The following is a 25,005-nucleotide window of genomic DNA, read 5'->3' on the forward strand; positions in this document are numbered from 1 at the left end:
GGGGAGAGGGAACGGCAAGGCCGACCATCACAGACCCGCCCCCCAGCCCCCTCGTCGGCCCGGAAGGACATAAAGCGGCTCAGTCCGGAGTGATGCCGGTGAGTACAGCGAGAACGGCGAGACGGATGCGGTTGTCTCGGCCTGTCTTCGCCATCAGGCTCGCCACGTGCGTCTTCACCGTGGTGACCCCGAGATGCAGCCGGTCGGCGATCTCCTTATTGGACAGGCCCACGCCGAGCAGACCGAGTACCTCCCGCTCGCGCGGGGTGATGGCCGGTACCGGGAGGTCCGTAGGGGTGTCGGAGGAGGAACGGGCGTGGAGCGCCTGGGCGACGAGGCGGTCGAGGATGGCCCGGCTGAAGGAGGCCTCTCCGCTGGCGGACCGGCGTACGGCATCCAGGAGTTCGGCCGGTGGGGTGTCCTTGACGAGGAAACCGCAGGCGCCGGCCGCGAGCACCGGATACAGATGGTCGTCATCGTCGAACGTGGTGAGGGCGACGACCCGGGTGGCGGGGCGCGCCGCCAGGATGCGGCGGGTGGCCGTGATGCCGTCCATGCCGGGCATTCTCAGGTCCATGAGGACGACGTCGGGAGTGAGGCGTTCAGCCAGTCGTACCGCCTCCGCCCCGTTGTCCGCCTCGCCCTGGATCTCGATGTCCTGAGCCTGCTCGAAGAGCATGCGCAGCCCCATGCGGACAAGCTGCTGGTCGTCGACAACGAGGATGCGGATCACAGCTTGGGCTCCATGTCGGGTGCGAAGGCGGGCAGTTCGGCCGTGAGCCGCCAGCCTCGAGCCGCGGGGCCCGCGTCCAGCCGGCCGCCGAGCAGGTCCACGCGTTCGCGCATGCCGATCAAGCCGTGTCCGGATGGGCCCGGGGCCGGTGGCCGGGTCCTTCCGGCCCCGTCGTCGTGGATCGTCACGTGTACGGCGGCGTCATCGGCCACCCGCACGGCCAGCTCGGCGTGCGCGCCGGGCCCGGCGTGCTTGGCCGCGTTGGCCAAGCCCTCCTGGGCCAGGCGGAGGACCGCGAGGCCGCGGACCGCGTCGAGCCGTGCGACACGGGGATCCAGGGAAGCGGTTACGGCCAGGCCGCTCTGGCGGCTGTGGTGCACCACCGACTCCAATGCCGCCGACAGTGCCCCGGGCGAGACCAGGGAACCGGTGTCGGAACCGGTACGGTCCGGGGCACGCAGTACAGCCACCAGGCGCCGCAGATCGGTCAGTGCCGCGCCGGCACTGGAGTGCAGGTCGTCGAGGACTTCGATGATCCGCGGGTCCGTGGTGCTGGTGGCGGCGACGACATGGCGGGCGACACCGACGCGCAGCACCATGGAGGAGACGTGGTGGGCCACGAGGTCGTGCAACTCGCGCGCGATGGTGGTGCGCTCCGCTGCGCGGGCGGCCAACAGCTGTTGTTCGGCGCGCAGTTCCTGCTGTTCCGCGTACTGGCGGGCGTGCGCTGCGGCGTCGCGGGTCACGCGTACGTACGCGCCCAGGAGCAGGGGCAGGCCTGCGACGATGCCCATCTTGTAGAGCACCGGGAGAAGTTCGCCGGGCAGGTCCTCAAGACGGTTCACGGCGACGGCAAGCGCCAGTGCCGTCGTTCCGGCGGCCAGGCGGCGCCCGGACTGCCGAACCGCCAACTCGAAGAGAGTCACGGCGGCCAGCACCTTCAACGAGGAAACGGTGCTCGCGCTCAGCGCGTGTGCGACAACGAGCAGACCCGACTGCGCCAGGAGCGCGCCGAACGCCCACTTGCCCGCGGCCAGGCACAGCACGAGGCCGGCTGCCGCAAGGCCCCAGTCCTGTGCGCCGGACGGCCGCTGCAGCAGCAGGAAGTCGCCGATCAGTACGCAGGCGAGCGCACAGACCCGTGTGAGGGCGAATCTCCTGTCGAAGGCGAGCTCGATCCAAGATCTGTTCACGCGGCCCACGATAGGCGGGCGCCCGTGCTCCAGGGGTCCTGCCATGGGAGGAGGGCAACTCCTCCTACCGGCCGCGATGTCCGGCCCGAGGAGGGAGTCGTGTGCCCGGTACGGGCTGCCAGTGTGCTCGGTATGGAAACGAATGCGACCACGGATATGAGTACCGACACGAACGCGAAGTCCGAGGCGACGGGGCGGCGGGCCGTCCTCGGTGGTGCAGCTGCTCTGGGCCTGGCGAGCGCGGCCTTCGGCACCACCGCCCATGCGGCCGGCGCCCCGTCCAGGTCCCGCAAAGGGGCCGGCCGCTTCGCGGGGAAGTCGGTGCTCATCACGGGTGCCACATCGGGCATCGGCAGGGCGGCGGCGAAGGCGTTCGCCGGGGAGGGTGCCCATGTCGGATTCTGTGGCAGGCGAGCCGACTTGGGGCGCCAGGTGGAAAGGGAGATCCGGGACGCGGGCGGCGAAGCCACGTACATCCAGGCCGATGTCCGGATAGCCGCCCAGGTGCAGACCTTCGTGGACCGGGTCGCGAGCCGTTACGGCGGCATCGACGTGGCCTTCAACAACGCCGGCATCGGCGGCGGCAAGCTACCCCACGAGATGAGCGTCGAGGAGTGGGACGACGTCCAGGCCACCAACGCCCGAGGCGTGTTCCTCGCGATCAAGTACGAGATCCCGCACATGCTCAGGGCGCAGCGCGGCGTCATCATCTGCACCTCGTCGTCAGCGGCCGAACAGGCGCGGCCGAACGGTGCCGCATACACCGCGAGCAAGCGGGCGGTGCAGGGAATAGTGAAGGCCGCGGCGCTCGCGTACGGACCCAAGGGAATCAGGCTCAACGCCCTGCTGCCCGGCACCACCGACACCCCCTTCGTCCGCCCGCCGGGAATCCCGGACGCGGATTGGGCCACGTACAAGCAGGCATGGGGGCCGCTCAACGTCGACGGTCTCGAACGGATGGCCGATGCCGAGGAGATCGCGCGCGCGGTGCTCGGGCTCGCGTCCGACGACTTCCCCTACATGACGGGTGCGTCGGTCACCGTGGACGGCGGAAGCACGACGGGCCGGAAGATGATCCAGCCGAGCCGTACCTGAGGTTGGGCCCTTGACCCTTGCGGCGGTCATCGGCGGTCATCGGCGGACACCGATGCGGCCCGGATGACCGTCATGACCCGCCGGGCGGTGCCTTGGGTCCCGTAGCCCTCCGGCCCCCTGAGCACCGCTTTGCCGGTCCGGCAACAGGAGTGGCGGGATCGGGAAGCGATCGGCGACGGTGGGCTCATGACCGACGACATCGCATCAGGAACGCCCGCGTCCGACATCTCTTCGCCGGGTGACGGGTACCTCGGAGACCCCGTGGTACGGGCGGAATGGGACAGCCGGTACGCCGATCGCCACCAGCTGTGGAGTGGCCGGCCCAACGGCGCACTCGTGGCCGAGATCGCCGATCTCGCACCCGGACGGGTGCTCGACGTCGGGTGTGGGGAGGGCGCGGACGCCGTCTGGCTGGCGCGCGGCGGCTGGGACGTGACCGCGCTCGAGGTCTCCGGTGTGGCACTGGAGCGGGCGGCCGGGCACGCGCGGGACGCGGGCGTCGACGTGGGCTGGGTCCACGCCACCCTGACGGACGCGGGGCTCCCGCCGGCCTCCTTCGACCTGGTCTCCGCTCAGTACCCGGCGCTGCTGCGGACCTCCGACGCCGCAGCCGAGCGTGCCCTGATCGCCGCCGTCGCGCCCGGTGGCGTGCTGCTGCTCGTCCACCACGCGGGGATGGACACCCAGCAAGCGGACGACAGCGGCTTCGACCCTGCCGACTACGTCTGGCCCTCGATGGTCGCCGCCCTGCTCGGCGACGACTGGGTGGTGGAGGTGGACGAACAGCGGCCACGCGTCGCACCCGAGGGCGGCGCAGGCGCGCACCACACCGACGACGTGGTGCTGCGCGCACGCCGCCTGCGCTGAGCCGTCCGACGGCTTGATCTCAGTACGTGTGTCCCACGTACGCGAGGGCCTGCTTCAGGAGTACCCCGCGACCGCCTGGCATATCGCTCTGCACAGCCGGAGAGGCCGCCTCCTGCGGGCTGAACCAGACCAGGTCCAGCGCGTCCTGCCGGGGCCGGCAGTCGCCGGTCACCGGCACGATGTAGGCCAGGGACACCGCGTGCTGGCGAGGGTCGTGGTACGCCGTGATGCCGGCCGTGGGGAAGTACTCGGCGACGGTGAAGGGCTGCAGGGAGGCGGGCACACGCGGCAGCGCCACGGGGCCGAGGTCCTTCTCCAGGTGGCGTAGCAGCGCGTCACGGACTCTCTCGTGCTGCATCACCCGGCCGGACACCAAGGTCCGGCTGATGGTTCCGTCCGCGCCGATCCGCAGGAGCAGACCGATGCTGGTGACCTCACCGCTGTCGTCCACGCGCACGGGCACGGCCTCGACGTAAAGGATCGGCATCTGGGAGCGGGCCGTTTCCAGCTCGTCCGTGGTCAGCCAGCCGGGCGTGGTCTCAGTCATGTCAGACATCGCTTGATCATACTTACCTGGCGGCACATCAGCCCAGATCGCGTGTCTGCCAGTTGGGTGGGAGCTGGAGTTCGGGCGCCCGATGGGGGCGCGCCGTGTCGATGTCGATGTGCTGGAGCATCGAGGTGCGACGGCCTACCTACTCGGGGGGAACTGAGTATCCGAGCTCTGACGCGTGTTCGGGCAGGCCGGAACACTGAGGTCATGAGCAAAGGACAGCAGAGATCGAATCTCCAGGTGTGGGCTGCGGTGGTGCTGGCGGGAGTGTCCGTGGCGGCGTGGGCTGCCTGGCTGGGCTGGGACCAGCGCTGTTTCGTTCCTGATCGTCTCCTTGAAGCCCAAGGGTGAAGCCGCCCGTCCCAGGCGCTGACCCCGTGCGGCCGGCACGCCTGACGAGGTGGATCGGAAGCGCGTGCTGACCCCCTACTGAGGTAGGGGGTCGGTTTTGGCACCGCAGTGTGAGGTGGTCGACGGAACCACGCCCCTACCCTTCCGGTCGTCGGCAGCGGGCCGATCACCAGGAGACGGGGGCAAATCATGCCGTTCCTTGCATCGAGGCGCGCGGGCGACGATGTCACCGAGTCCCCGCGATCGGACGCCTTCCCCACGCGACTCGCACGCCGGGTCGGGTACGCCCTGGTCCTGCTCCCGGCAGCGGTCGCGACGGTCGGCGCGGTCGCGGCGGGGCGTTCCGACAGGGCAGCCGCCTGGTGGGCCCGGGCCGCGGAACAGGGCCTGGCCGCACAGACATCGAGCCGGCGGCCCGGCGCGGGGCGCCTGCTGGCCCATGCGCTGCTGTGTGTACCGCTCGGACTGCTGGCGCTCGTCCCGTTGGGCGTCGAGATCCTCTTCGTGCTGCGCGGCGTCCTCTATCCGCTGGTCGACCAGGGCCCGTACGACCATTCCTGGGGTGGTCCGACCATGGGAGGGGCATGGGCCGTGCACTTCATCGTGGCCCTGCCCTTCGCGGCCGCCGGGCTGGGTGCCCTGTGGCAGTTGAGCCGGCTGCATGGCCGTCTGGCGGGCGGGATGTGGGGCCGCAAGGTCGGGCCGGGTCCGGTTCTCGCCACAGTGGTGTCGTGCGCAGTCGCGGTCGTGCTGGTGATCGCCTGGACACACCAGTTGTGAGACTCGTTGCGAGGACCGGCCTCGGCGCCCCGAACCGAAACCCATGACCTCGTCCAACACACCCGGCTATGGATTCGGTGACCGCGCGGGCGGGGACTGGACACTCGTCCTGCACTCCGACGGCGGTGTGGGGATGCGACCGGACTTCCTGGAGACCCTGTCCGGGGTCGGGCGGGCCGTGACGCATTCCAGCAACGGGGGCAAGCCCATCCACCCGTTCTCCTGGTACGAGGACGGGGAGCTCCGGACCGCTTTCGAATGGCCCACAGCCAGGGACGGCAGAACCCCCGACGAGCTGGTCCCCGTTTGCGCGAGGTCGGTTTCGACCTGGCCGAGGGCGGCACCGGCCCTGTCATCGACATCACGGACGCCCACGGGGAACGCCTCTACAAGGAAGTCATCTGCGCCCCCTCGTCCCCCACCTCCTGACGTCGAGCAGGCCCGCACTCCGTCTACTGGGGGACCTTCCGCACATGGGTGGTGTCGGCGTCGAGGGGACTGCCGTCGGCGCCGGCCGGTGAAAGCTCCGGCACAGGGGTGCCGTGCTCGTCGACGAGGACGGAATGTGCCTCGCCGGGGGAGAAGGCGTGCCGTTCCCCCCACTGCCGCAGGGTGACGATGACGGGGAAGAGGGCGCGCCCGGCATCGGTGAGCACGTACTCCTGGCGACGGCCCGATGGCGCGGTGCGCTGGGCGAGGAGCCCGTGAGCGGTGAGCTTGCGGAGGCGGTCGGTGAGGATGTTGCGGGCGATGCCGGTCCGTCGCTGGAACTCGGTGAACGACCGTGCCCCGTCCATCGCGTCTCGGATGACGAGAAGGCTCCACCTGTCGCCGACGAGGTCGAGCGTGCGAGCGACGGGGCAGTCGGGGTCGGTCCAGTCGGCTTCCGGGGCATGCGCTGTGCTGCGCGGCATGACACCTCCCAATGAGTTGCGAATTGAAACCATCATGCCTTACGGTCAAATCGGTTGCAATTCGCTACTGATTAAGGTTGGGTGCAATGAACGCATGGCGACGGCTCCTGCTGGCGGTGGTGTGCGGTGTCGCTGTGGCGAGCGTCTACGCCGCCCAGCCGATCCTGGAACCGATGGGGCGCGACCTCGGTGTCCCGCCGCACCTCACCGGGTGGATCGTCGCGACCGGCCAGCTCGGCTACCTGGCAGGCCTTCTCCTGCTGGTGCCGCTCGGTGACGTCGCAGACAGGCGCCGGCTCATCGCCGCGCACCTGGCGATCACCGCGGCGGGCATGGGCATGACGGCCTCGGCGTCCACCGCATGGGCGGCGTTCGCGGGGCTCGCGACGGCCGGGGTGTTCGCGGTCGTGGTGCAGACCACGGTGGCCTATGCCGCATCGGCCTCACCGCCCGCCGAACGCGGACGGAACATCGGCATCGTGACCTCAGGCGTCGTGGTCGGCATCCTCGGAGCGCGGGCCGTCACCGGCGCACTCGCCGAACTCTGGGGCTGGCGAAGCGTCTACGCCCTGCTCGCCGCGCTCTCGCTCGGACTCGCCGCCCTCGTCCTCGCCGCGCTCCCGCCGGAGCGGCACCCCAACCCGCCCGCGAGGTACAGCCGCGCCGTCGCCTCACAAACCGAACTGTTCAGAGAGCACGCGTTCCTGACACGCGGACTCATCGCGTTCTTCCTCTTCGCATCGTTCGGAACCCTCTGGAGCGGACTGGCCCTGCCGCTGGCGGACGCACCATGGAAGCTGAGCGAGAGCCAGATCGGACTGTTCGGCATCGCCGGACTCGCCGGCGCACTCGGCGCGGTACGCGCGGGACGGTGGGCGGACGCGGGACGGACCGTCCCGGTCACCGGAGTGGCCCTCACCCTGCTCATCCTCTCATGGGCGGCGATAGCCCAGCTACCGCGGTCGCTATGGCTCCTCGCCCTCGGCATCGTGGTCCTCGACTTCGCGGTCCAGGCCGTGCACGTGAGCAACCAGCACCTGCTCACCGCGACACATCCGCACCGCGTCAGCAGCGTCATCGGCAGCTACATGGTCTTCTACTCGCTGGGCTCCGCCCTCGGCGCAGCCGCGACCACCACCATCTTCACCACCCACGGCTGGTCAGGCTCCAGCCTCCTCGGCGCCGGATTCGCAGCCTGCGCCCTGGCGATCTGGGCGACCACGATCACCAAGCCCGCAGCAGCGCGCACCTCCGACCCGAGGCGCGACGGTCCCGGCGGCCAACCTCAGACCATGACGACTGCCAGGAGGCGCAGCCTCTGACGCTCGATCGGTCAGGCAAGTGCCGCTCGGAGCTCCGCAGCGATGCGCCCCGCATCGGCCGGAGGGACGTCGAGCACCCCGTTCTCCGACATCAGACTGTGGAACTGCTGCTGCTCGTAGGGCACCCCTGGCGGCAACGCGGCGACGTGCCAGTGCACATGGGAGTTGCCCTCCTTCGCACCGAGGGAGAGGAGATAGATTCGCTCGGTGGCGAACACGCTCTCCACGGCCAGGGCGATCCGACGGACCACACCCATCATCCGGATGTAGCCGTCCTCGGAGAATCCGCTGACGACGTGCTCGACATGCTCCCTGGGGGCGACCAGGACCTTGCCCGGAAGGGTGGGCCAGCGGTCGAGGAACGCCACGTGGTCGGCGTCCTCATAGATCAGCTCGTGCTCGTAGCCGGGGTGCCCGTCAAGAAAGGCACAGACGAAGCACGGCCCGCGACGGGTCCGCTCCTCGTATGCGGACAGATCCAGGGGCCTGCGGCGGGGCTGCTTCACTCGACTCTCCATAGGGCACGACACGGGCAGCGTCGCCGAACAACTAACCGCCCATAGCCAGCTCTCACCACACAACTGACAAGCACCACGACGGAGACTCAAGCCGCGGTCACGAACTCCGGGTTACGCCCACCGGAAACCTGACTGGTCGCCTCGTCCCACAGCGCGAGCAGCCGCCGGTACTCGGCCGCGCGCTCGTCGCTGCACGGCTCGTCCATCAGTTCCCGAATCCTGGCGTTGATCCAGGACGCTTCGAGTGCAAGAAGAGTGACAGCGGTAGGCGATGACATGCACTAACCCTACGGGCGACCACTGACACACGCCCCTCTGGCCGCCCTCCCGGCCGTGGACCAGACTGACGGGTCCGCGAGCGCAGGGAACAGTCGACGGAGCACTCAAGGACGCCGCTGCAGGACTGTGTCGCGACGTTCGTACCAGGCCAGGGCGTGGGCAATGCCCTCCTCGACGGTCAGGGACGGCTTCCATCCCAGCAGATGCGCGGCGAGCGCGATGTCGGGGTCGAAGGCCGGACGGGCCTCCAGGTGCGCCGCCCGCCCCATGCGCTTGGCGTGATGATCGACAAGTACCACGCCGGCGAGCCGTACCCCGTCACCGGCAAACTGGCACCACCGTGCTCGAACTGATCAACGCCTTCGAGAACGTCACCGGCAAGCCGCTGCCCACCACGGTCGCCGCGCGCAGGCCGGGCGGCAACGCCGGGGCCTACGCAAGGACACCGCCCGCAGGTCCGTACCGGCGGTCGTGTTCTCCAGAGCGCTCTCGAAGTGCGCCTTCGTGCGTGCGTAGGGGCTCATGGGGGCGAGCGGGGTTCTTCGGTGATGCCCCTGGCCCGGGGCGTAGTGTCGGGGTGCTCGGCGAAGATGGCAGGTTCATTACGTTTCATGAACTAGTCAACGGGTCCTGATCGCGACCTGGGTACGAGACAGGTCTTGGCAGCCGGAGACTGCCTGAGTCCACGGTGAAACGGGACGGGTCCGGGGTCAGCGGAGGTGGCACCACAGGCCAATGACGGCCGGGGGGCCGGAGAAGGCCAGCAGGATGAGGCCGCCGAAGATCCCGATGCCGGGGTCCTCGCCGAAGGTCTCGGGATCGAGGGGGTCGTAGAACACGCTGATGGTGTTCGGGGGCGTGTACTCGTTGATGCGGGCGTGCGACTCGCCTTGGACCGTGGTGCCGCCCGGGGGTGTGAAGCGGACGACCGGGAAGAAGTGCACGTCGCCGTCACCGTCCTCGTGCTCCCGCACTCCGATGACCTCCGCGTCGATGCGTATGCCCCGGCGCTTGAAGCCGATCCCGGACCGTATCCACAGCACCCCCACCACACACCCGGTGACGCCGACGACGGTGACCAGCCACATCGCGATCAGATCCCCCATAGGGCCAGCGTAGAGGCGATGCCTCCGCACCGATGAGTCCTGGTCTCGCTGATCCCCTGGCTCCGCGAACCAGCCAGGTGATCATTTGTCAGACACCCCATAGGCCGCTGCGCCGAGGCCCGGCGAGCTCAACAGCAGCCACATAAGGTGGTTCCTGTAGCTAACGTGGGGCGTCATGACTGTGCTGATCGTCGGCGGCAGCGGGTTCCTGGGCGCCGAGCTCGTGCGCCAGGCGCGATACTCGGGCTGGGACGCGGCCGCGACGTACAACTCCCACCCCAGCACTCCTGCCGATCCGGCGTGGCACCACCTCGACCTCAGGGATCCCGTCCGTGTGGAGGAGGTGCTCGACGTGGTGACACCGAGCGCCGTGATCAACGCCACGAGCGGAAACGCCGACTGGGCGGTGACCGCTGAAGGCAGCATCCGTCTCGCGCTGGCCGCCACCCGGCGGGGCATCCGTCTGGTTCACGTCTCCAGTGACGCCGTCTTCTCCGGCAGCCGCCACCACTACGACGAGACCTGCCTTCCGGACCCGGTCACCCCGTACGGCGCCGCGAAGGCCGCCGCCGAGACCACCGTGCGTCTCCTCTGCGCTGACGCGGCGGTCGCCCGGACCTCACTCATCCTCGGCGACGGCCGGTCCTCGCACGAGCGCATGGTGCACGAACTGGCCTCCGGCGAACGGGAGGGTGTCCTGTTCACCGACGACATCCGTTGCCCAGTCCACGTCGAGGACCTAGCCGCAGCCCTGTGGGAAGTCGCGCGGTCCGACATGGCCGGCACCTTCCATCTCGCCGGGTCGGATGCCGTTTCACGGCATGACATAGGCGTACTCATCGCACGGCGGGACGGCATCGACGCCACCCGCTTGCCAACGGGCCGGCGTTCAGCCGCAGGTCTGATCGGCGGGCTTGACGTGCGTCTCGACAGCCGCGTCACCCAGCTGAAGCTCGCTACCCGGCTGCGTGGCGCCCGCGAGTTCTTGGATTGAGGCAGCAGAGACCGGGGCCGACGCAGGGGCCGGTACCGGTACGCCGTCGGAGCTCAACGCACCACCAACCGGTCACGGGTGGGCCGGTCGCCCCGAGAGTCACGGCCGAGGCGCCGGGCATCCGTGCGTCGGGTCCGGCGCGAGGGCCACGGTCATCCAGGGCGCGGCGCTCTCGCGGTACGAATGCCCCACCGGTTCGATGCCGCGCTGGTCGGTGAGGCTGAACCCGGTCACCATGATCAGATCCGAGTCGTCGGCGGTGGACACGAGGTGCGTTCCGCAGCGCGGGCAGAAGCCCCGATGGAGCGTGGGATAGGCACGGCGGGCCCGCCGGAGATCCGCGTTTCGTGCGCACACGAACACAGGTGCGGATCGATCGGGTCACCGCTCACCTGGTAGGTCAGGTTTCCGCATGGGCAATGCCCCTCCCGGACCGGCTCCGGAGGCTCGGAGGTGCCATCGGCCGGTAGGTCGTGGGCCGGGCTGAGCATGTGGATCCTCGATTCGACGCAGGTGGCGGCCCGGCCATGGGACCGGGGTGGGGGGGGCTACCAGGTGGTCGGGACGGTGAGCTCGGTGACGGCCTGGCGGGCGGCCTTGGGGATGCCGAGTCGCTCGCGGGCCCGGTGTACTGCGGCGAGCTGTGCGGTGGCCGGCGGACCCCAGTCGAAGAGCTCCAAGGCCTGTTCCGGCGTGGCCAGGATCCGGGTGTACGCGCGACCGGTGGACGGATCGGCTGTGGCCGAGCCGACGCTCGTGAGGGCGGCGGCGAAGCGGACGCGGGCGCACGGCTCGTCCGGGTCTGAGAGGTACCCGAGAAACAGCGGATCGCCGAACTCGGTGTTCGCCTCCTTGCGCGACTCACGGCGCAGCGTGGCCACGGGGTCGCCGTGGTCGCCGGATTCGGGTCTGCCGCCAGGGAGGCACGCGGCGCCGGTGGCGGGGTCGAGAAGCACGACGACGCGGCCGTCCGGGGCGAGCAAGTAGCCCCAGGACTGCCGGACCGGGAGACCGCCCGGGGCGGGGGAGGGGTGGAAGGGGTAGTGATGGAGAGCCCGGGCGGTGCGCAGGATCCCGGCGGTGTCGAGGACGGTAGGGGCGATCGGGCGGCCGTTCTCCAGGAGCACGGTGCCCGCGGCGTTGACGCGGGCGCGGAGCGCGGAAAGGGCGCGGCGCGCGTCGCTGGGGGACATGAGGTCGGATAGGCGGGCGGGCTCGGCGAACTCGACGGCCTCGATCTCGTGGGTGGGGAGCCGGATGGCCGCGATCTGGTCGTCGTCCCACGTCCCGCCGTCGTAGACGTGCAGGACCTCGCCGTTGAATCGCATGACCGGCGGCGCGTCGACCGCGCTCGCGGAGACCCAGTCGACAGCGAGACCGCGATCGACGGTCGTGGTGACGCCGAGCTCCTCCTCCAGTTCGCGGGCGGCGGCCTGCGAGGGGGACTCGCCCTTGTCGACGGCGCCACCCGGCAGGAGAAAGGTGTCGCGGTAGTCGACGCGTTGGACCAGCACCCTTCCCCGTCCATCGGTGATCAGCACCGAGGTCCCGGCCCACAGGGCCGCCGTGGCGCGCAGGACCCCGTACTCCTCGTCGGTCATCGACGGCCCTGGCTGCTCGTCAGAGGTACCGGTCGCATTCATATCTCTCCGATCGCTTGCCGTCTCGCCGGCGAGCAGCGACTCGTCGTCCGATGCATGAACACTCCCAACAGTGAGGGGAGGGATGGGGTTCACGGCGAACGGATCGTCCTTGCAGACGTGAGGCCTGTTGTGCGGTGACTACGCGTGGTCGGTGTCGCGTTCGGTGGGGAGGAAGCCCGCGGCCTTCTCCTCCAGCAGCCGCGTGAGGAAGACGTCGGCGTCGGGGCGCATCCGGGCCAGAGCGACCAGACAGGCGATCGCCGCATCCCCGACTTCCTTGTGCACGTCCTGCCAGGCATGGGTCGGCTCCTTCCTCGGATTGGTGCCACGGGCGCCGATGACGGCCTGGGCCGCCTCCCCGACTTCCTCCGACATCTTGAGGACCTGCAGGGTCCACTGCTCCTCGTCCGAGATGTCGTGTTCGGCGTCGAACTGGTTGAACAGGCGGGCGAGATCGTTGATCGTGCCCCACGGGTCGGTTTCCATCGGCAAGGTTCCTCAAGTGAGTCGGTACAGGTCAGGTGATGGGTGGGCGTCCGGCGGTGGCGTGTCGGCGCACCTGCGCGTGGCGGCTCGCCCTGCCCGCCGCCATGTACGGTCCGGGCGAGGGAGCGAGGGTGATTCCGGACCAGACGCGCAGATAGGGACGGGCCGGCGCGCGCCGACGGAGCCGCGGGCGCCGCCCTGAACTGCGCGCGTTCGACCGTCACTGGCCCTCCCCGGAATCGACGCGAGCTTCACCCCGTTCAACGGGAGAGGGCTGCGGTCCGTCACGCCCGGGCCACTGGACCACCATGCGGCAATGAGCCTTGTCCACGACATCGGCGCCGGGCGGCAGGCAGTGAGCGGGCGTTGTGGTCGGGTATACGGTCAGGGCAGGCACGGCACCCTCTGCCTGACCGCGCACGTCCCGGTCCCAGGACCTGACCGTCTCCTTCAGCCGCTCTGCGAGGACGGGGCCCTGGTCTCCGAAGGCGTATACGAACCACTCCCATTCGCGCTCCGACGACGTCGCGCCGTCCCGCTTTCGGACGTGCGTGAGGTAGGCGAGAGCGCCTTCTCCCAGGAGCGCGGGAGCGTCCGACCCGGCCGCGATCCCCGCGACGGAGGAGTCCTCGCCGGCAGCAACTGTCAGACGGCAGAAGCCGGGCAGCGTCGTGGCCGCGTACAGCTGGAGCGAGCCGAAATACACGCCAGGTCCCATGGTGACCCCGGTAGCGACCTCACACCGCGGTCCGCGCAACGCCACCTCCAGCCCGTCGACGGGACGGGGCCGTCCGTCCTCGAAACGGATCTGCAGCTGTCCGCCCAGGAGATCGGCAACAGGGGTGGTTCGGGCGTGCGCGCCCTGGGCGGGGACGAACCCGCAGTGCGTGAACCTCCGGGCGACCAGCACGTCGCCGTCCCGCTGGAAGGTGATCGCCCGGGTGTAACCCCCGATCTCCAGCGGCAGGACGAGGCGGCCACCTTCGGCAAGCAGCTCGCGCCACGGCGGGGCCACATCCCAGCAGTTGTACGTGATCACGATCGCGTCGAAGCCGCCGCGCGGGGCCAAGTGCGCGGGCACGCCCAGAGCGGCGTCGCCGCGGAAGACGGCGACGCGTCCGCTGCCGGCCTCCACGAGGAACCTGCGAGCGCGGCGTACGACGTACTCGTCGATGTCGCTCGAGACCACCCGGCCACTCGGGCCGACGACCTGGGCGAGCAGTTCGGCGTTGTATCCACCGGAGCCCGCCTCCCACACGAGCGCACCGGGCTCGAGGTCGAGGCCCTCGATCATGTCGGCCTGCAGCCATGCTGCGGACACCGAACTCGTCGCGCGCCCGGCCTCGTTACGATGGGTGACGACGGCGAGATCACCGTCGTACGCGGACCTCAGGTCCTGCTCGGGGGCGAAGCGATGGCGGGGAACCGACCGCAGCGCCTCCTGTACGGCGGGGGAAGGGGCCCAGCCGCCGGCGATCACCCTGTCGGCCATGGCGTGACGGCGCCGGACGGCTTCGGCGGGCTCGCCCGGAACCGGCGGCTGGACGGTGCCGAGCGGGTACGCGTGGACCGGCGGCAGGCCGGGGATGATCCCGGGCCAGACCGCGTCCAGCGCCTGGGCAGCCGGGGTGAAGACGTCGCCGAGGCAGGGGAGGGCGTGCAGGTCGTGGAACTCCCACCGGACGAACTTGTCCGGCTCGGGGTTGGTGAGCGTCCCGGTCCAGCCGGTGATGCGCACGACAGCGGTCAGCCGGGGAACGCCATGGCTGTCGTCGGCAAGCATCGTCACCACGTGGGCGTCCTCGGCGCGGGCGACGAGCCCGGTCTCCTCGGCGAGCTCGCGGACCGCGGCAGCCTCGAACGACTCCCCGCCGTCTGTCTTCCCACCCGGGAGCTCAGCCATCCCACGCCGCGAGTAGCCGAGGAGGACGCGCCCGGCCGCGTCGGTGACCACGGCCAGAGCCGCGCTCACCGCAGGCCCGGACGGAGGACCTTGCCGCTCCACCGCGTGGATGCTGCGATGACAGGGTCCGCGTAGGACGAGAAAGGCAAGGCCGCCCGCGTCCCGACGCTCGCAGGTCTCCCAGCCGTCGGTGATCAGGGCGATCTCGGCCTCGTCGAGCGCGATGCCACGCCGCGCATCAGGCGTTGCGTCGGCGGTAGGGGTGATGACCACCAGCGCGCCGCCGGGCCGAAGCCGTTCACCGAGAGCGTGGAGGACCCGGGTGCGGTCCGAGAAGAACGGCACCACCAGGCGCAGGACGACCAGGTCGTACCCGTCCTCGCGCAGGTCCACCGGATCGTCACGCTCGACGTCGCTGCAGATCCACCGCACCCCCGCGGTGTCCGGACGCTCTTCCTGGGCGCGGGCGAGCGCACTGTCGGCGAAGTCGACCGCGTCCACCTCATAGCCGAGAGAGGCGAGGTAGAGCGAGAGGGCGCCCGTCCCGCACCCCACCTCCAGCGCCTGCCCGCCGCCATCCGGTGGAGGAGTGTGCGCGGCGAGCAGCGCCTGCTCGCTGCAACCGAGCGGCCGGAACCCCCTGCCTTCGGCGTAGTGCCGAATCCACTGGGATCGATCGACGTACTCCAAGAAGCCTCTCCTTGTCTGACGGTGTGTCGAATCCGTTCACGCGAGGCTTCGCCCACGCCCCGGAGCCCGGTCGGCACGCCCAGCAGGTGACCGCTGACCACGGCCGGCTCAGGAGGATTCCTCAGCCGACGGCATGCGGATCTTCGTCATCCGCATCAGCGCCGCGTCGCTCGCGAACCCGAACTCCTCGTACAGCGGCGCCGCCTCCGCGCTCGCGTGCAGCTCGTAGAGCGTGACCCCGTCCCGCTCCAGGTGCGCCAGGAGGGCGGTCAGCACCGCTCGGGCATGGCCGCGGCGGCGGTAGGAGGGATCGGTCGCCACCGCGTGGATCCGACCGGCGAGCCCCTTCGGGTACTTCGGTGCCGGCAGGACGGGGTGGATGAGGCCGAGCGCGCACGAGACGAGTCCACCGGACGGCGCGTCGACGACGTAGGAGCGTGCATCGCCCCCGGGCTCCAGCCGCGAGGCGAGGTGATCGCGGCAGCGGCCGAGCCACTCCTTGTCGAGAGGCTCCGACAGGATGAAGTCCGAGCGCATCCGGATGATTTCACCGGCGTCGTCCGGGGTGGCCAACCGTGGGGAAGGCGCCGCTCCGGCAGGCGTGTCTGTGGTGGGAGTCATCGTGAATTACCTCCTTCATGACTGGGGGGGGAGAGGATGGGGGCGGGTCGTGTCGTTGCGGCGGGCGAGGGTGCGGCGTCCACGCTCGACGAGCTCCGGATCACCGAGCCTCGACCCGAAGCCGATGCCGGACACCGCGTCCAGGACCGCGACGGCGGCGAGCTGCGCCTCCTCGACCTCAGTGAGGGGTCGGCCGTAGCCGTTGAAGAATGCCTCGAAGAGGTCGTCCCGGATGCCCAAGGTGTCGATCAGTCGTACGAAGTCCCGTACGGCGGGCTGCGGTTCGCTGCGTTCGAAGTCGATGACGCGGAGGGTGCCGTCGCCGGCGAGGAGGAGGTTACGAAGCTGGAGGTCGCCGTGGGTCACCACCGCTTCGAGCGGCGGGAGGAGCCTGGCGTGTTCCGCGACCCACCGCACGTACTCCTCGTCGCCGGGCTCCAGATGAGGTCGTGCGGCTTCCAGGTGGCGTTCGAGCTTGGCGTACGGGTCGGTCGGTGCGGCCGTGGGTTCGGTCGGGGGCAGGGCGCAGGCGTGGATGCGGGCCGCGAGCTCGCCGATCGCCCGGAACACCTCGCGCTCCTCGTCCGGCGCCAGTACCGCCCCGTGCAGCGACCTGCCGTCGACGGCGGTCAGCACGGCCGCCCGCAGCTCCGGATCAGCGGCGACGAGCCGGGGTCCGGCAGCACCCAGCCCTGGAACCCAGCTCCGCAGGGCGCGGGTCTCCCGGGCGTGGAACCTGTCGTTCTGATGGACCTTGACGAACCAGACACCGCCCGCCGCGCCGTGGGCCCGCCACACCCGGCTGTTCTCCCGGGCCCAGGACACGTCGGTCCAGTCGGTGATCCGGCCCACCGCCCGCTCGGCGAAGTCCCGTACTCGGTCTTCGGGTTGCTGAGCAGTGGCGTGCGAGGCAGGGACGATGTGGAGTCTGTCGGCCTCCGGGTCGTAGGAGATCGGGTCGTCGGGCTCCTGGAAATGGAGCGCGATCCGGGCCCCGGCCCGGTAGGCGTCGAGTCCGGCCCGGCAGTACGCGACCATCGGCTCCGGCAGCGCGTCGAGCGGGAACCAGCCCATGGCGTCGCACTTCTCCGGTTCCATGACCCTCGGCGTGCCCTGCCAACGGCGGACCTCGAAGAAGAACCCGACCCTCGGCCCCTTACCCCCGGCCGGAGGGCGATGGTGCACGGTCAGTGCCGCACGGACGTCCGCCGGATCCACCACAAGGCCCGTCTCCTCGCGTGTCTCCCGTACGAGGGCGGTGACGACGTCCTCGTGCGCGTGGTCGACATGTCCGGAGACGGCGTGCCACAGGCCGGCCGCGTAGACGGCACCGGCGCGGCGGGACAACAGCACCTCCGGACCCGCCGATCCGTCGCGGATCGCGATCAGGTGCACGTCCAGTGGCACCGTGTGCCGCCCTCCGCCGCTGAGCAGGCTCACAGCTCTCCTTCCGTTGGCCGCGTCCCCGGCTTCGGCTTCGACTTCGGGGGCCGGTGTGTGGGCGGGTCGTCGGGTCGGCGGCGGGCCAGCGCGTGCACGAGACGTCCGAGCTGTCGGTAGGGATCCCGTGTCGAGGCGGCCCACTCCGTCTCCAGCGCCTGCGCGTACTCGTCTGGACCCGGGTCCCAGTCGTCGTCGCGGTGGTCGTGGAAGACGCGGATGCCCTGCCACGGCAGGGGCGTCAGGCCGTTCCGGGTCGCGAGCCGGTCGAGGCCTTCGGCTGTGTCTCCTCGTGTTGCCAGACCGAGGTTGCCGACGCTCGTGTCGGAGCCGTTCTCGATGAGCCGGCGCGCCAGCGGGTACTCGCCGCGCAGGGCCTCGCGGACGCCGAGGGCGGCCCGGTTCTTCGTGAGCACGCTCAGCAGTCCGCCCGGTGCGACCAGACCGGCCAGGCGGGCGACCGCACCCGATGATTCGTCCAGGTACATCAGAACGCCGTGGCAGCACACCGCGTCGAACGCCTCCCGGCCGAAGGGCAGGTCGTCGATGCGGGCTTCGAGAAGCCGGACCCGCTCGGCGAGTTCGGGTCGGGAGGCCAGACGCCGGGCCGCGACGGCGAGCATCTCGGCCGACGGATCGGCCGCGGTCACGTGGTGTCCGGCCGCGGCGAGCCGGATCGTCATCTCACCGTCGCCACAGCCGGCGTCCAGCACGCGCACGGGTCCGGCGCGCAGTTCGGCCCGGAGGCGGAGTTCGACGAGGTCGTGACGCAGGCGGCCCCGCGCCGTGCGGGAGTGAGCGGCGTACGAGGCGCCTACGGCGGCGAAGTCCGTCAACGCGCCCACCCCAACTCCGTGTAGACGCGGCCGGCCTGGATGCCTTCGATCGCGGCGCGCGTATAGGCGACGATCGGCTCGGGCAAGTCCTTGACGCCGTGCCACTGCCAGCCGACGCACTTCTCCGGCTCACGCACCTGAGGTACGCCCTCCCACTGGCGGGGCCGGAAGAAGAATCCGATACGGGGCCGGCCCCCGGGCCGGTCCACCAGGTGCACGGTGTGGACGAGGTCGAGGTCGGCCGGGTCGATGACAAGCCCGGCCTCCTCGAACGCCTCCCGGACCAGGCCCGCCGTCGCGGATTCCGCCTCCAGATGGCCCGCCAGCGCATGCCACGCTCCACCCGCGTACGCCGAATCCGGATGCCGCCGGCCCAGCAGGACTTTGCCGTCGCGCTCCAGGTAGAGGTGGACGCCGATGATGTTCGGCACGGTCCCGGGCGGGGACGTCGCCGGCGCGCGCGTACCCACTGCGGCGCCGGCGCCGGCAGCGGGGGCGGGGTGCTCGGCGGCGTGTCGTTCGAGGAGCTTCCTGGTCGACGGCACCATGGTCAGGAAGGGGAATTTCTCGGGGCGGACCCAGGCGACCATTACGCCCTCGGCCAGAGACAGAGCGGACGGGTCGCCGCGCCAGAGGCCGGTGAACAGCTTGATCGATACCCGGGTTCCGTCGGTGCCGATGACGTGGTCGACCGCGTACGACGTCAGGTCGGCCAGGTCCAGGCCGGCTTCCTCGCGTACCTCGCGGATGACCGTGTCGCGGAGAGTGCTGTCCTGTGGCTCTCGGCCGCCCCCGAGCAGGTCCCACGTGCCCGGGGCCCAGATCGGTTCGTTCGCGTCCCTGAGATGCAGGAGGTAGCGGCCGTGGCCGTCGTGGATGACCGCGGAGGCGCTCACCGGCCTGACCACGCCGGTCAACCCGGAGGCGATGAGCTTGGCGCGGAGAGTGGGGGAGGAGACCTCGTCGAAGGGGAGCCAGGCCGCGTCGTCGACTTCCTCGGCCTGGAGGGTGACGTCAGGGGCGTCGTCCGCGACGTGGAGAACGAAGCGGAAGTCGTAGTGCTGGTGAGCCGGTTCGCCCCTGGCGGGGCGGGCGCCGATGTCGTGGGCGTCGATGTCGATCGGCCCGTCCCGGAACTCCGGCGTGAGGGCAAGGGCGGCGGCCGGGATCCCGGCCGCCTCGGCGACCTCGCGCAGGGCCGCGGCCAGCAGGGTTTCATCGGCGGCCTCGACGTGGCCGCCCGGGAGGAGCAGCAGCCCGGTGCCTCTGTGCAGCACGTGCAGGACCCGACGGTCGCGGTTGATCACCGCAACGCTGCACGTGATGTGCCCGGGCAGGGTGGTGCGGCTGGTCGGGGCGCCGGGAGCGTCCAGGGCGGCGAGCAGACCGGCCAGGGCGCCGCGCTCGGCGGGGTGCCGGTCGAGGTAGGCGGTGAGCAGGGCACGAATGTCGACGGGGGACGGCGGCATGTCAGAACCTCACGAGGTCAGGGGGCGGCCCAACGGAAGACCGTCAGCAGTCGCTGGCGCAGCGGCAGCGGCAGCGGCAGAAACGACAGGGGGCGCCTCGCAGGCTGCCCGCGCCGTCAGGGTCGGCGGGCACAGTCTGGGGCGGCGGCTCGAGGGACGCATGGCGCGGCGGGGGAACTGCATGGTCTGAGCCGCAGCAGGCAGAGGGATCCGAGGAGCGGGCAGGAGGTGCATGGCGGCCGCCGGAAGGGGGAGTTGGGGTGTCGTCGGGCTCAACGACGATGCCGGGCCGGTCGAACACACGTCTTTCGGACGTGGTGCGAACCCCGCGGGTAGGCGAATGTGCGTTCGTGTGACGTACACCGACCCTTGCCCTGCCCGGGCAGTGGCCGGAGCGGGTGGTGGCCGAAACGCCGACACTCGGTCGGGGCGGTGGTGCGGAGTCCCGTAGGAGATCAGGTGGGCCGGCCCGACGTGGGGGATCAGGCGCCGGTGTACTGGGCGGCGTACTCCTCGCTGGGTGGGACGACGGTGATGACGTCGATGAGCACGCCGTCGGGGGCAGCGAGGATGAAATGTCGCTGGCCGAACTCCTCCGTACGCAGGGGCAGTACCTCGGGCAGTTCGGCTTCGACCACGAGCCGCTGGTGCTCGGCGTCCACGTCGTCCACCTCGAAGTTCAGCAGCAGGCCGCCGCCGAGCGCGGCCCGGTGGCCCTCGGGGAGGGTCGGGTGGGTGTGGTCGAGCAGGGCCAGCTCGTACTGCGGGGCGTCGGAGCGGCGCAGGCTCACGTACCAGTCCGCTTCGAAGGTCACCTCGAACCCGAGGTGGCGGGTGTAGAAGTCGCGGGAGGCGGCCACGTCCCGGGTGGCGAGTACCGGGTAGAAGGCGCCGAGCTTGGTCATGGGTTCATTCGTCATGGCAGAGGTTCCTGTCGGATTCATTTCACATACCCCGGGTATGTGAATGGTGGCGTTAGCATACCCTGGGTATGTGAAATGGAAAGGGTGGTACGCGTGATGGCGGTCAACCGGGCAGAGCAGCGGGAGGCCACGCGGCAGGCGCTGCTGGCCGAAGGGCGGCGGCGGTTCGCCGCCGACGGGTACCACCAAGTGGTCCTGGCCGACGTGGCGCGCGCAGCCGGGGTCACCAAGGGAGCCGCCTACCACCACTTCGACAGCAAGGCAGGACTCTTCAGGGCTGTCGTCGCCGAGGTCCAGCAGGAACTGGGCGAGCGGGTCGCGACCGTGGCCGATCGGCACGAGGACCTCTGGGAGCAACTGCGGGCCGGCTGCCAGGCGTTCCTGGCCGCGGGGACCGACCCGGCGGTGCGACGGATCCTGCTGGTCGACGCGCCGACCGTGCTGGGCTGGGACGAATGGCGGACGCTGGACGAGGAGTCCTCCGCCCGGCACCTCACAGAGGCCCTGACAGCACTCGCCGCGGCCGGGACCATCGCGGATCAGCCGGTGGAGCCCCTGGCCCGGCTGCTCTCGGGGGCGATGAACGAGGCCGCGCTCTGGATCGCACGGGGCGGGGACCCGCAGGCCGGACAGCAGGCACTCGACCGGCTCCTGGCTGGTCTGCGCATCCCGGGCTGACCTCGAGCGCAGACGCCGGCGACGTTCGAGCTGAAGAGCCACGGTGGGGCTGGTCGAGCGGCGGCCGAAGGGCTCCCAGGAGGGCCGACATCAGCACCTTCGGCGTGACGAGCGAGGTGGGCGGGGTTCGGGCCCGGGGCGGCCGCGAGTACCTCGCGCAGGCCGAGGGCGCCTTGGGCCGCCACCGAATGCCTTGTCCGTACACGGGGGTTGAAGGCCGCCGTCCAGTCCCCGAGCACCACGAGCCCGTCGCCGCCCGCGTTGCCGGGCCCGGGCAGACGCGGGTCGGCCTGTACGCCGACCACGGGCCATCCGCGGGTGGGGACCGGGGGCGCGGTAGATCCGGCTCGCGTAGGCCAGGCCCGGTGGATGCGGGACCGTGTGAAACCGGTGACGCCCAGCCGGGCGACTCACTGGGGTGTCCGGGTGGCGCGACCGGAGGCGTCGACGACCAGATCGGCACGCATCTCGGACTCCCTGCCGTCGGCGTCCCGGACCCGTACACCGGTGACGGTACGGCGGTCGCCGAGCAGGCCGACGGCTCGGGTGTGCGTGTGCACGCTGCCCCGGGGTCCTTGAGGACGTGCTCCCGGACGACGAATGTCCCAGTCGATCTCACCGGCCGCGGCCCGCACCTGCTGGAGTAGCCGCTCCCAGGTGCCGTCGGCCGACCACGGCGGCGGCGTTCGTAGATGAAGGAGCTCACCCGCACCGTCACGTAGTGGTACGAGCGAGTCTCGCCCAGAACGGCCGCGTCCCGCCCGGCTGCTCGCCGACGGCGGTAGAGCCGTGCCCACGCGCTGCGTGGCATGCCACCGTCGCACCGAGGGCTGCGCCGACCACGCGCCGAGGGCGGCCAGGCCAGTCTCATCGTCCGGGGCGATCCGCGCGTCGTCGGTCAGCCGATGATGGCGACCGGGGCATCCCAGGAGTTGCGGTCGACGGTGATGGTGTGGCCGCCGCGGGTTTCCTTGCTGTTGGCCTTGTACTGGTGGGCGCGGCTGTGGTCGGTGTACAGCTTCGGGTCCCAGGGCCAGTCCTTGGTGGTGGTCTCCTGGCCGTTCCACAGGGCGTACCAGAGGTTGCCCGGCAGGTCCGTGCGGTTCTTGGCGGTGGCGATCGCCTTGGCGCTGGAGCTGCTGAAGCCGTAGAGCCCGGCGCGGTAGGTCTTGGCGCGCAGGGTCTTGGTGAAGGCCCGCACATAGGTGAGGGTGGCGTCGTTGCACGCCTTGTCGGCGATGTCGTACGACTCCATGTTGAGGTAGATCGGGCTGCCGGCCTTCATGCCGAGCGCCGAGGCCTTGGCAATCGCGTCGTTGGCGTTGCTCACCCCGACCGAGGCCGCGGTGGCCGCGGTGAACCTCTCCTTGTTCCTGCTCTTCTGGCAGGGCGGCTGCGCGCCGACGTAGAGCGGGACCACTCGCCAGCCGAGCGTGTCGACCGACTTCACCCAGGACTTGGTCAAGTTGGGCTGGGCGCAACCGCGGTTCTTGCCGCCGACGTAGACGGCGACACCGCCGTAGTAGCCGTCCTTCTTCCACGCCTTCATCGCGGTGAGCGACGGCGCCGTGCAGGCGTCGAACGCACGGCCCGTGTACGTCTTCTGGGCCGGCCACGCCGTGGCCGCCATCGAGGTCTGCGCCGCGACCCCGGCACCGGCTACGACGACGACACCGGTCGTCGCCAGGGCTATGTAGCGGCCCCTTCTGGACAGCCTGTGCTTCGACATTCCCCACCCCATCCGACATCGGCCCCGGGCTTCCGGAGCCCGCCCACCCTAACCGGCAGCAGGCCGTCGTGATCTACCGGCCCGAGCCCGGCACCCGTCCCGCGCGAGGCTACGGGCCAAGCGGGGCGACCCCGCCTGGCGAGCACCATTCCCCTTCGAGGCTGCTGGAGATCATGGAGTCTCGCCAGCCGTCGTGCAGCAGCGCCGTGTGGCGCAGACGCCCCCCGGGATGCACCGAATCCTCCGTCGGGGTTGGCCACATCGATCTGCTTGACGCCCGAGACCGTCGCGAGGCTGTCCGGCGTAGCCGCGCCTGCATCCGGGGGCGCAGCCGAGTTCGTGAAGGCGTCGGGTGCCCAACGGCGTTTCCGGGCCCGCTTGCTACTGCCAGGTCGCGGTGTCGGGGTCGATGCCGTGGGCGCGGGCGCTGGCGTCGGTGATGTGACGGAACCACGTGGAAAGGCCGGCGCGGATGCCGTCGTAGTGGGCAGCGAATCCCGGATCGGCCTCGTACATGCGGCCGAGACAGACCTGCATTTCCCTGGTGAGGGGAAAGTACGAGGCAAAGACTTCGCGGTGCCGCTCGACGAGTCGATTCGCTTCTGGGCTACCAGGTGCGACGCCGGCGTCCATAGCGTCCCCGAGGGCGCGGTCGAGGCGGGCAACGGCGTCGGCGATGGTCTGCCATTCCTCCGGACCGCGAGAGGCCGAGTGTTCGGCGTACTGCCGCCATTGCGTCGTGTCTCCGTAGCGCTGACGGGCTTGGGCGGGCCAGTCCGGGATCCACTGCGGGCCGAAGATCGCGGCCTGCTGCTCGACGGTCAGCAGCAGGCCGCGCTCGTGGGCGTCGATCATCCGATCCAGTCCGGACATGCGCCGCTGGAGGCGGTCGATCCGTTCAGCAACCTGGGTGCGCTGCATACGCAATGCGTCGGTCGCGCCCGCGGTCGTGTCGTCCAGGACGGCCTGGATCCTGTCCAGGCCGAGACCGAGCTCACGGTAGACGACGATGCGGTGCAGGCGTTCCAGATCGCCACCGGTGTAGAGCCGGTACCCGGCAGCCGTGCGTAGCGACGGTCGCGCCAGACCGATCTCGTCCCAGTGATGCAGCGCGCGGACTGTCACGCCCAGGCGTGCCGAGACCTGGCCGACAGGCAGGCCATCGGCGTCAGTGGTATCAGGCATGCTGCTCATTGTCGCCGCGACCGGCGCCCGGCGTCCGGTGGGGTGATCCCGATGGCTTCAAGGTTCCGCGCCTCCTGACTGGCCGGATCAAAGGGCTTCGCCGCGGTGAAGACGATCCGTACGTTCTCGGGGGTGGTCACCTCCACATCGCGGGTGTTCCAGGGCGTGTCCCGTGGACCGTCGACCGAGTGCGGGCGCAACGCACGACACGCATCGACGACGGGATCGACCTGGCTGAGCACGCACGCGAAACTGAAGGTCATCGCTGGTACCTGCTCCGCAATCCTTCCCTCCGAGACGAGAAGTACGTCCTGGAACGCCCACCGGCGCAGATGCACAAGCCTGCCGGGGATGCTGAACAGCTCGAAGAACCCGAGGCCACGAACCCAGAAGTCCACCGACGCCGACAGGTCGCTGGTGGGGATCGTCGCGAACGCGGGCATTCCGTAAATGCCACGGAACAGCTCCGGCGGAACCGCATCCGGGCCAGGCGTGGGCACGGGACTCATGTCGAACGCGTTGTAGTAATCGCTCATGGGTCCCACCCTCCGGCCTCACGCAACGTGAGGGTCAAGCCGGCATCGGTTGTAGCCGGATGCAGCCGGAGCGTGGGCGCACGCACTCGAGGCCGCGTTCGCCGATGGGCACGGTCCCGACTCGCCGATCAGGACGGCGCGTCCACGCTTGACCTCAAGGT

28 protein-coding genes and 1 pseudogene are annotated in these 25,005 nt (G+C 70.4%); 8 read left to right on the top strand and 21 right to left on the bottom strand.

Annotated features, from left to right (window positions below):
* Window positions 1-79: 79 nt before the first annotated feature.
* Entirely contained in the window at window positions 80-733 is a 654-nt protein-coding gene (locus tag ACIBG6_RS04735) for a response regulator (protein WP_399221040.1), read from the bottom strand.
* The gene (locus tag ACIBG6_RS04740; protein WP_399221041.1) at window positions 730-1,926 is read right to left on the bottom strand and encodes a sensor histidine kinase; all 1,197 of its coding nucleotides are present in this window, start codon (window positions 1,924-1,926) and stop codon (window positions 730-732) included. The genes ACIBG6_RS04735 and ACIBG6_RS04740 overlap by 4 nt, the downstream gene beginning before the upstream one ends.
* A 156-nt stretch (window positions 1,927-2,082) precedes the next feature.
* Between ACIBG6_RS04740 and ACIBG6_RS04745 the strand changes: the two genes are divergently transcribed.
* On the top strand, window positions 2,083-3,021 hold the full coding sequence (locus tag ACIBG6_RS04745) for an SDR family NAD(P)-dependent oxidoreductase (RefSeq protein ID WP_399221042.1): 939 nt from the start codon (window positions 2,083-2,085) through the stop codon (window positions 3,019-3,021).
* A 186-nt stretch (window positions 3,022-3,207) separates the two neighbouring features.
* Window positions 3,208-3,888: a class I SAM-dependent methyltransferase gene (locus tag ACIBG6_RS04750; RefSeq protein ID WP_399221043.1), complete on the top strand. Its 681-nt coding sequence runs from the start codon at window positions 3,208-3,210 to the stop codon at window positions 3,886-3,888.
* Window positions 3,889-3,907: 19 nt separating this feature from the next.
* Here ACIBG6_RS04750 and ACIBG6_RS04755 read toward each other — a convergent pair whose 3' ends face one another.
* Window positions 3,908-4,444: an NUDIX hydrolase family protein gene (locus ACIBG6_RS04755; protein WP_399221044.1), complete on the bottom strand. Its 537-nt coding sequence runs from the start codon at window positions 4,442-4,444 to the stop codon at window positions 3,908-3,910.
* A gap of 537 nt (window positions 4,445-4,981) precedes the next feature.
* Here ACIBG6_RS04755 and ACIBG6_RS04760 point away from each other — a divergent pair.
* From ACIBG6_RS04760 to ACIBG6_RS04770, 3 genes and pseudogenes are all read left to right on the top strand, one after another.
* Entirely contained in the window at window positions 4,982-5,572 is a 591-nt protein-coding gene (locus ACIBG6_RS04760) for a hypothetical protein (protein WP_399221045.1), read from the top strand.
* Window positions 5,573-5,705: 133 nt separating this feature from the next.
* Window positions 5,706-5,822: pseudogene (locus ACIBG6_RS04765) on the top strand (DUF6461 domain-containing protein); the annotation flags it as partial.
* Between the two features lie 56 nt (window positions 5,823-5,878).
* Window positions 5,879-6,001 carry a hypothetical protein gene (locus ACIBG6_RS04770; protein ID WP_399221195.1) on the top strand — a complete coding sequence of 41 codons (123 nt, stop codon included), beginning with the start codon at window positions 5,879-5,881 and terminating at the stop codon, window positions 5,999-6,001.
* A 23-nt stretch (window positions 6,002-6,024) separates the two neighbouring features.
* Here ACIBG6_RS04770 and ACIBG6_RS04775 read toward each other — a convergent pair whose 3' ends face one another.
* Window positions 6,025-6,486, bottom strand: coding sequence for a winged helix-turn-helix transcriptional regulator (locus ACIBG6_RS04775; RefSeq protein WP_399221046.1), 462 nt, complete (start codon window positions 6,484-6,486; stop codon window positions 6,025-6,027).
* A gap of 86 nt (window positions 6,487-6,572) precedes the next feature.
* Here ACIBG6_RS04775 and ACIBG6_RS04780 point away from each other — a divergent pair, with 86 nt between their 5' ends.
* Entirely contained in the window at window positions 6,573-7,808 is a 1,236-nt protein-coding gene (locus tag ACIBG6_RS04780) for an MFS transporter (RefSeq protein WP_399221047.1), read from the top strand.
* An 11-nt stretch (window positions 7,809-7,819) separates the two neighbouring features.
* Here ACIBG6_RS04780 and ACIBG6_RS04785 read toward each other — a convergent pair whose 3' ends face one another.
* The 4 genes from ACIBG6_RS04785 to ACIBG6_RS04800 form a co-directional block, all read right to left on the bottom strand.
* Window positions 7,820-8,314: an HIT family protein gene (locus ACIBG6_RS04785; protein WP_399221048.1), complete on the bottom strand. Its 495-nt coding sequence runs from the start codon at window positions 8,312-8,314 to the stop codon at window positions 7,820-7,822.
* A gap of 395 nt (window positions 8,315-8,709) precedes the next feature.
* Entirely contained in the window at window positions 8,710-8,904 is a 195-nt protein-coding gene (locus ACIBG6_RS04790; protein ID WP_399221049.1) for a hypothetical protein, read from the bottom strand.
* A 72-nt stretch (window positions 8,905-8,976) separates the two neighbouring features.
* On the bottom strand, window positions 8,977-9,129 hold the full coding sequence (locus ACIBG6_RS04795) for a hypothetical protein (RefSeq protein ID WP_399221051.1): 153 nt from the start codon (window positions 9,127-9,129) through the stop codon (window positions 8,977-8,979).
* A 186-nt stretch (window positions 9,130-9,315) separates the two neighbouring features.
* Window positions 9,316-9,711, bottom strand: coding sequence for a DUF3592 domain-containing protein (locus ACIBG6_RS04800; protein ID WP_399221052.1), 396 nt, complete (start codon window positions 9,709-9,711; stop codon window positions 9,316-9,318).
* A 175-nt stretch (window positions 9,712-9,886) separates the two neighbouring features.
* Between ACIBG6_RS04800 and ACIBG6_RS04805 the strand changes: the two genes are divergently transcribed.
* Window positions 9,887-10,705: an SDR family oxidoreductase gene (locus tag ACIBG6_RS04805; protein ID WP_399221054.1), complete on the top strand. Its 819-nt coding sequence runs from the start codon at window positions 9,887-9,889 to the stop codon at window positions 10,703-10,705.
* 99 nt (window positions 10,706-10,804) lie between these two features.
* Here ACIBG6_RS04805 and ACIBG6_RS04810 read toward each other — a convergent pair whose 3' ends face one another.
* From ACIBG6_RS04810 to ACIBG6_RS04850, 9 genes are all read right to left on the bottom strand, one after another.
* Window positions 10,805-10,972 carry a hypothetical protein gene (locus ACIBG6_RS04810; protein ID WP_399221055.1) on the bottom strand — a complete coding sequence of 56 codons (168 nt, stop codon included), beginning with the start codon at window positions 10,970-10,972 and terminating at the stop codon, window positions 10,805-10,807.
* Between the two features lie 281 nt (window positions 10,973-11,253).
* Window positions 11,254-12,306, bottom strand: a complete 1,053-nt coding sequence (locus tag ACIBG6_RS04815) for an NUDIX domain-containing protein (protein WP_399221056.1) — start codon at window positions 12,304-12,306, stop codon at window positions 11,254-11,256.
* Between the two features lie 180 nt (window positions 12,307-12,486).
* Window positions 12,487-12,834, bottom strand: a complete 348-nt coding sequence (locus ACIBG6_RS04820) for a MazG-like family protein (RefSeq protein ID WP_399221057.1) — start codon at window positions 12,832-12,834, stop codon at window positions 12,487-12,489.
* Between the two features lie 220 nt (window positions 12,835-13,054).
* A complete protein-coding gene (gene fxlM, locus ACIBG6_RS04825; protein ID WP_399221058.1) occupies window positions 13,055-15,427 on the bottom strand; it encodes a methyltransferase, FxLD system in 2,373 nt (790 codons plus the stop codon).
* Window positions 15,428-15,535: 108 nt separating this feature from the next.
* A complete protein-coding gene (locus tag ACIBG6_RS04830; protein WP_399221059.1) occupies window positions 15,536-16,048 on the bottom strand; it encodes a GNAT family N-acetyltransferase in 513 nt (170 codons plus the stop codon).
* Window positions 16,049-16,063: 15 nt separating this feature from the next.
* Window positions 16,064-17,488, bottom strand: coding sequence for a phosphotransferase (locus ACIBG6_RS04835; protein WP_399221060.1), 1,425 nt, complete (start codon window positions 17,486-17,488; stop codon window positions 16,064-16,066).
* Window positions 17,485-18,333 carry a class I SAM-dependent methyltransferase gene (locus ACIBG6_RS04840; protein ID WP_399221061.1) on the bottom strand — a complete coding sequence of 283 codons (849 nt, stop codon included), beginning with the start codon at window positions 18,331-18,333 and terminating at the stop codon, window positions 17,485-17,487. Before ACIBG6_RS04840 ends, ACIBG6_RS04835 begins: the two co-directional genes overlap by 4 nt.
* Window positions 18,321-19,793 (bottom strand): NUDIX domain-containing protein, encoded by a 1,473-nt coding sequence (locus tag ACIBG6_RS04845; protein ID WP_399221063.1) that lies wholly within the window; start codon window positions 19,791-19,793, stop codon window positions 18,321-18,323. The genes ACIBG6_RS04840 and ACIBG6_RS04845 overlap by 13 nt, the downstream gene beginning before the upstream one ends.
* Before the next feature lie 482 nt (window positions 19,794-20,275).
* Window positions 20,276-20,713 carry a VOC family protein gene (locus ACIBG6_RS04850; protein WP_399221064.1) on the bottom strand — a complete coding sequence of 146 codons (438 nt, stop codon included), beginning with the start codon at window positions 20,711-20,713 and terminating at the stop codon, window positions 20,276-20,278.
* Window positions 20,714-20,791: 78 nt separating this feature from the next.
* Here ACIBG6_RS04850 and ACIBG6_RS04855 point away from each other — a divergent pair, with 78 nt between their 5' ends.
* Window positions 20,792-21,394 (top strand): TetR/AcrR family transcriptional regulator, encoded by a 603-nt coding sequence (locus ACIBG6_RS04855; RefSeq protein ID WP_399221065.1) that lies wholly within the window; start codon window positions 20,792-20,794, stop codon window positions 21,392-21,394.
* 410 nt (window positions 21,395-21,804) lie between these two features.
* Here ACIBG6_RS04855 and ACIBG6_RS04860 read toward each other — a convergent pair whose 3' ends face one another.
* The 4 genes from ACIBG6_RS04860 to ACIBG6_RS04875 form a co-directional block, all read right to left on the bottom strand.
* Window positions 21,805-21,954 (bottom strand): hypothetical protein, encoded by a 150-nt coding sequence (locus ACIBG6_RS04860; protein WP_399221066.1) that lies wholly within the window; start codon window positions 21,952-21,954, stop codon window positions 21,805-21,807.
* A 338-nt stretch (window positions 21,955-22,292) separates the two neighbouring features.
* Window positions 22,293-23,123 carry a glycoside hydrolase domain-containing protein gene (locus ACIBG6_RS04865; protein WP_399221067.1) on the bottom strand — a complete coding sequence of 277 codons (831 nt, stop codon included), beginning with the start codon at window positions 23,121-23,123 and terminating at the stop codon, window positions 22,293-22,295.
* A gap of 381 nt (window positions 23,124-23,504) precedes the next feature.
* Window positions 23,505-24,308 (bottom strand): MerR family transcriptional regulator, encoded by an 804-nt coding sequence (locus tag ACIBG6_RS04870; protein ID WP_399221068.1) that lies wholly within the window; start codon window positions 24,306-24,308, stop codon window positions 23,505-23,507.
* A 5-nt stretch (window positions 24,309-24,313) separates the two neighbouring features.
* Entirely contained in the window at window positions 24,314-24,844 is a 531-nt protein-coding gene (locus ACIBG6_RS04875) for a VOC family protein (protein WP_399221069.1), read from the bottom strand.
* Window positions 24,845-25,005 lie beyond the last annotated feature (161 nt).

The organism is Streptomyces sp. NPDC050842, assembly GCF_044456565.1.
Taxonomy (GTDB): Bacteria; Actinomycetota; Actinomycetes; order Streptomycetales; family Streptomycetaceae; genus Streptomyces.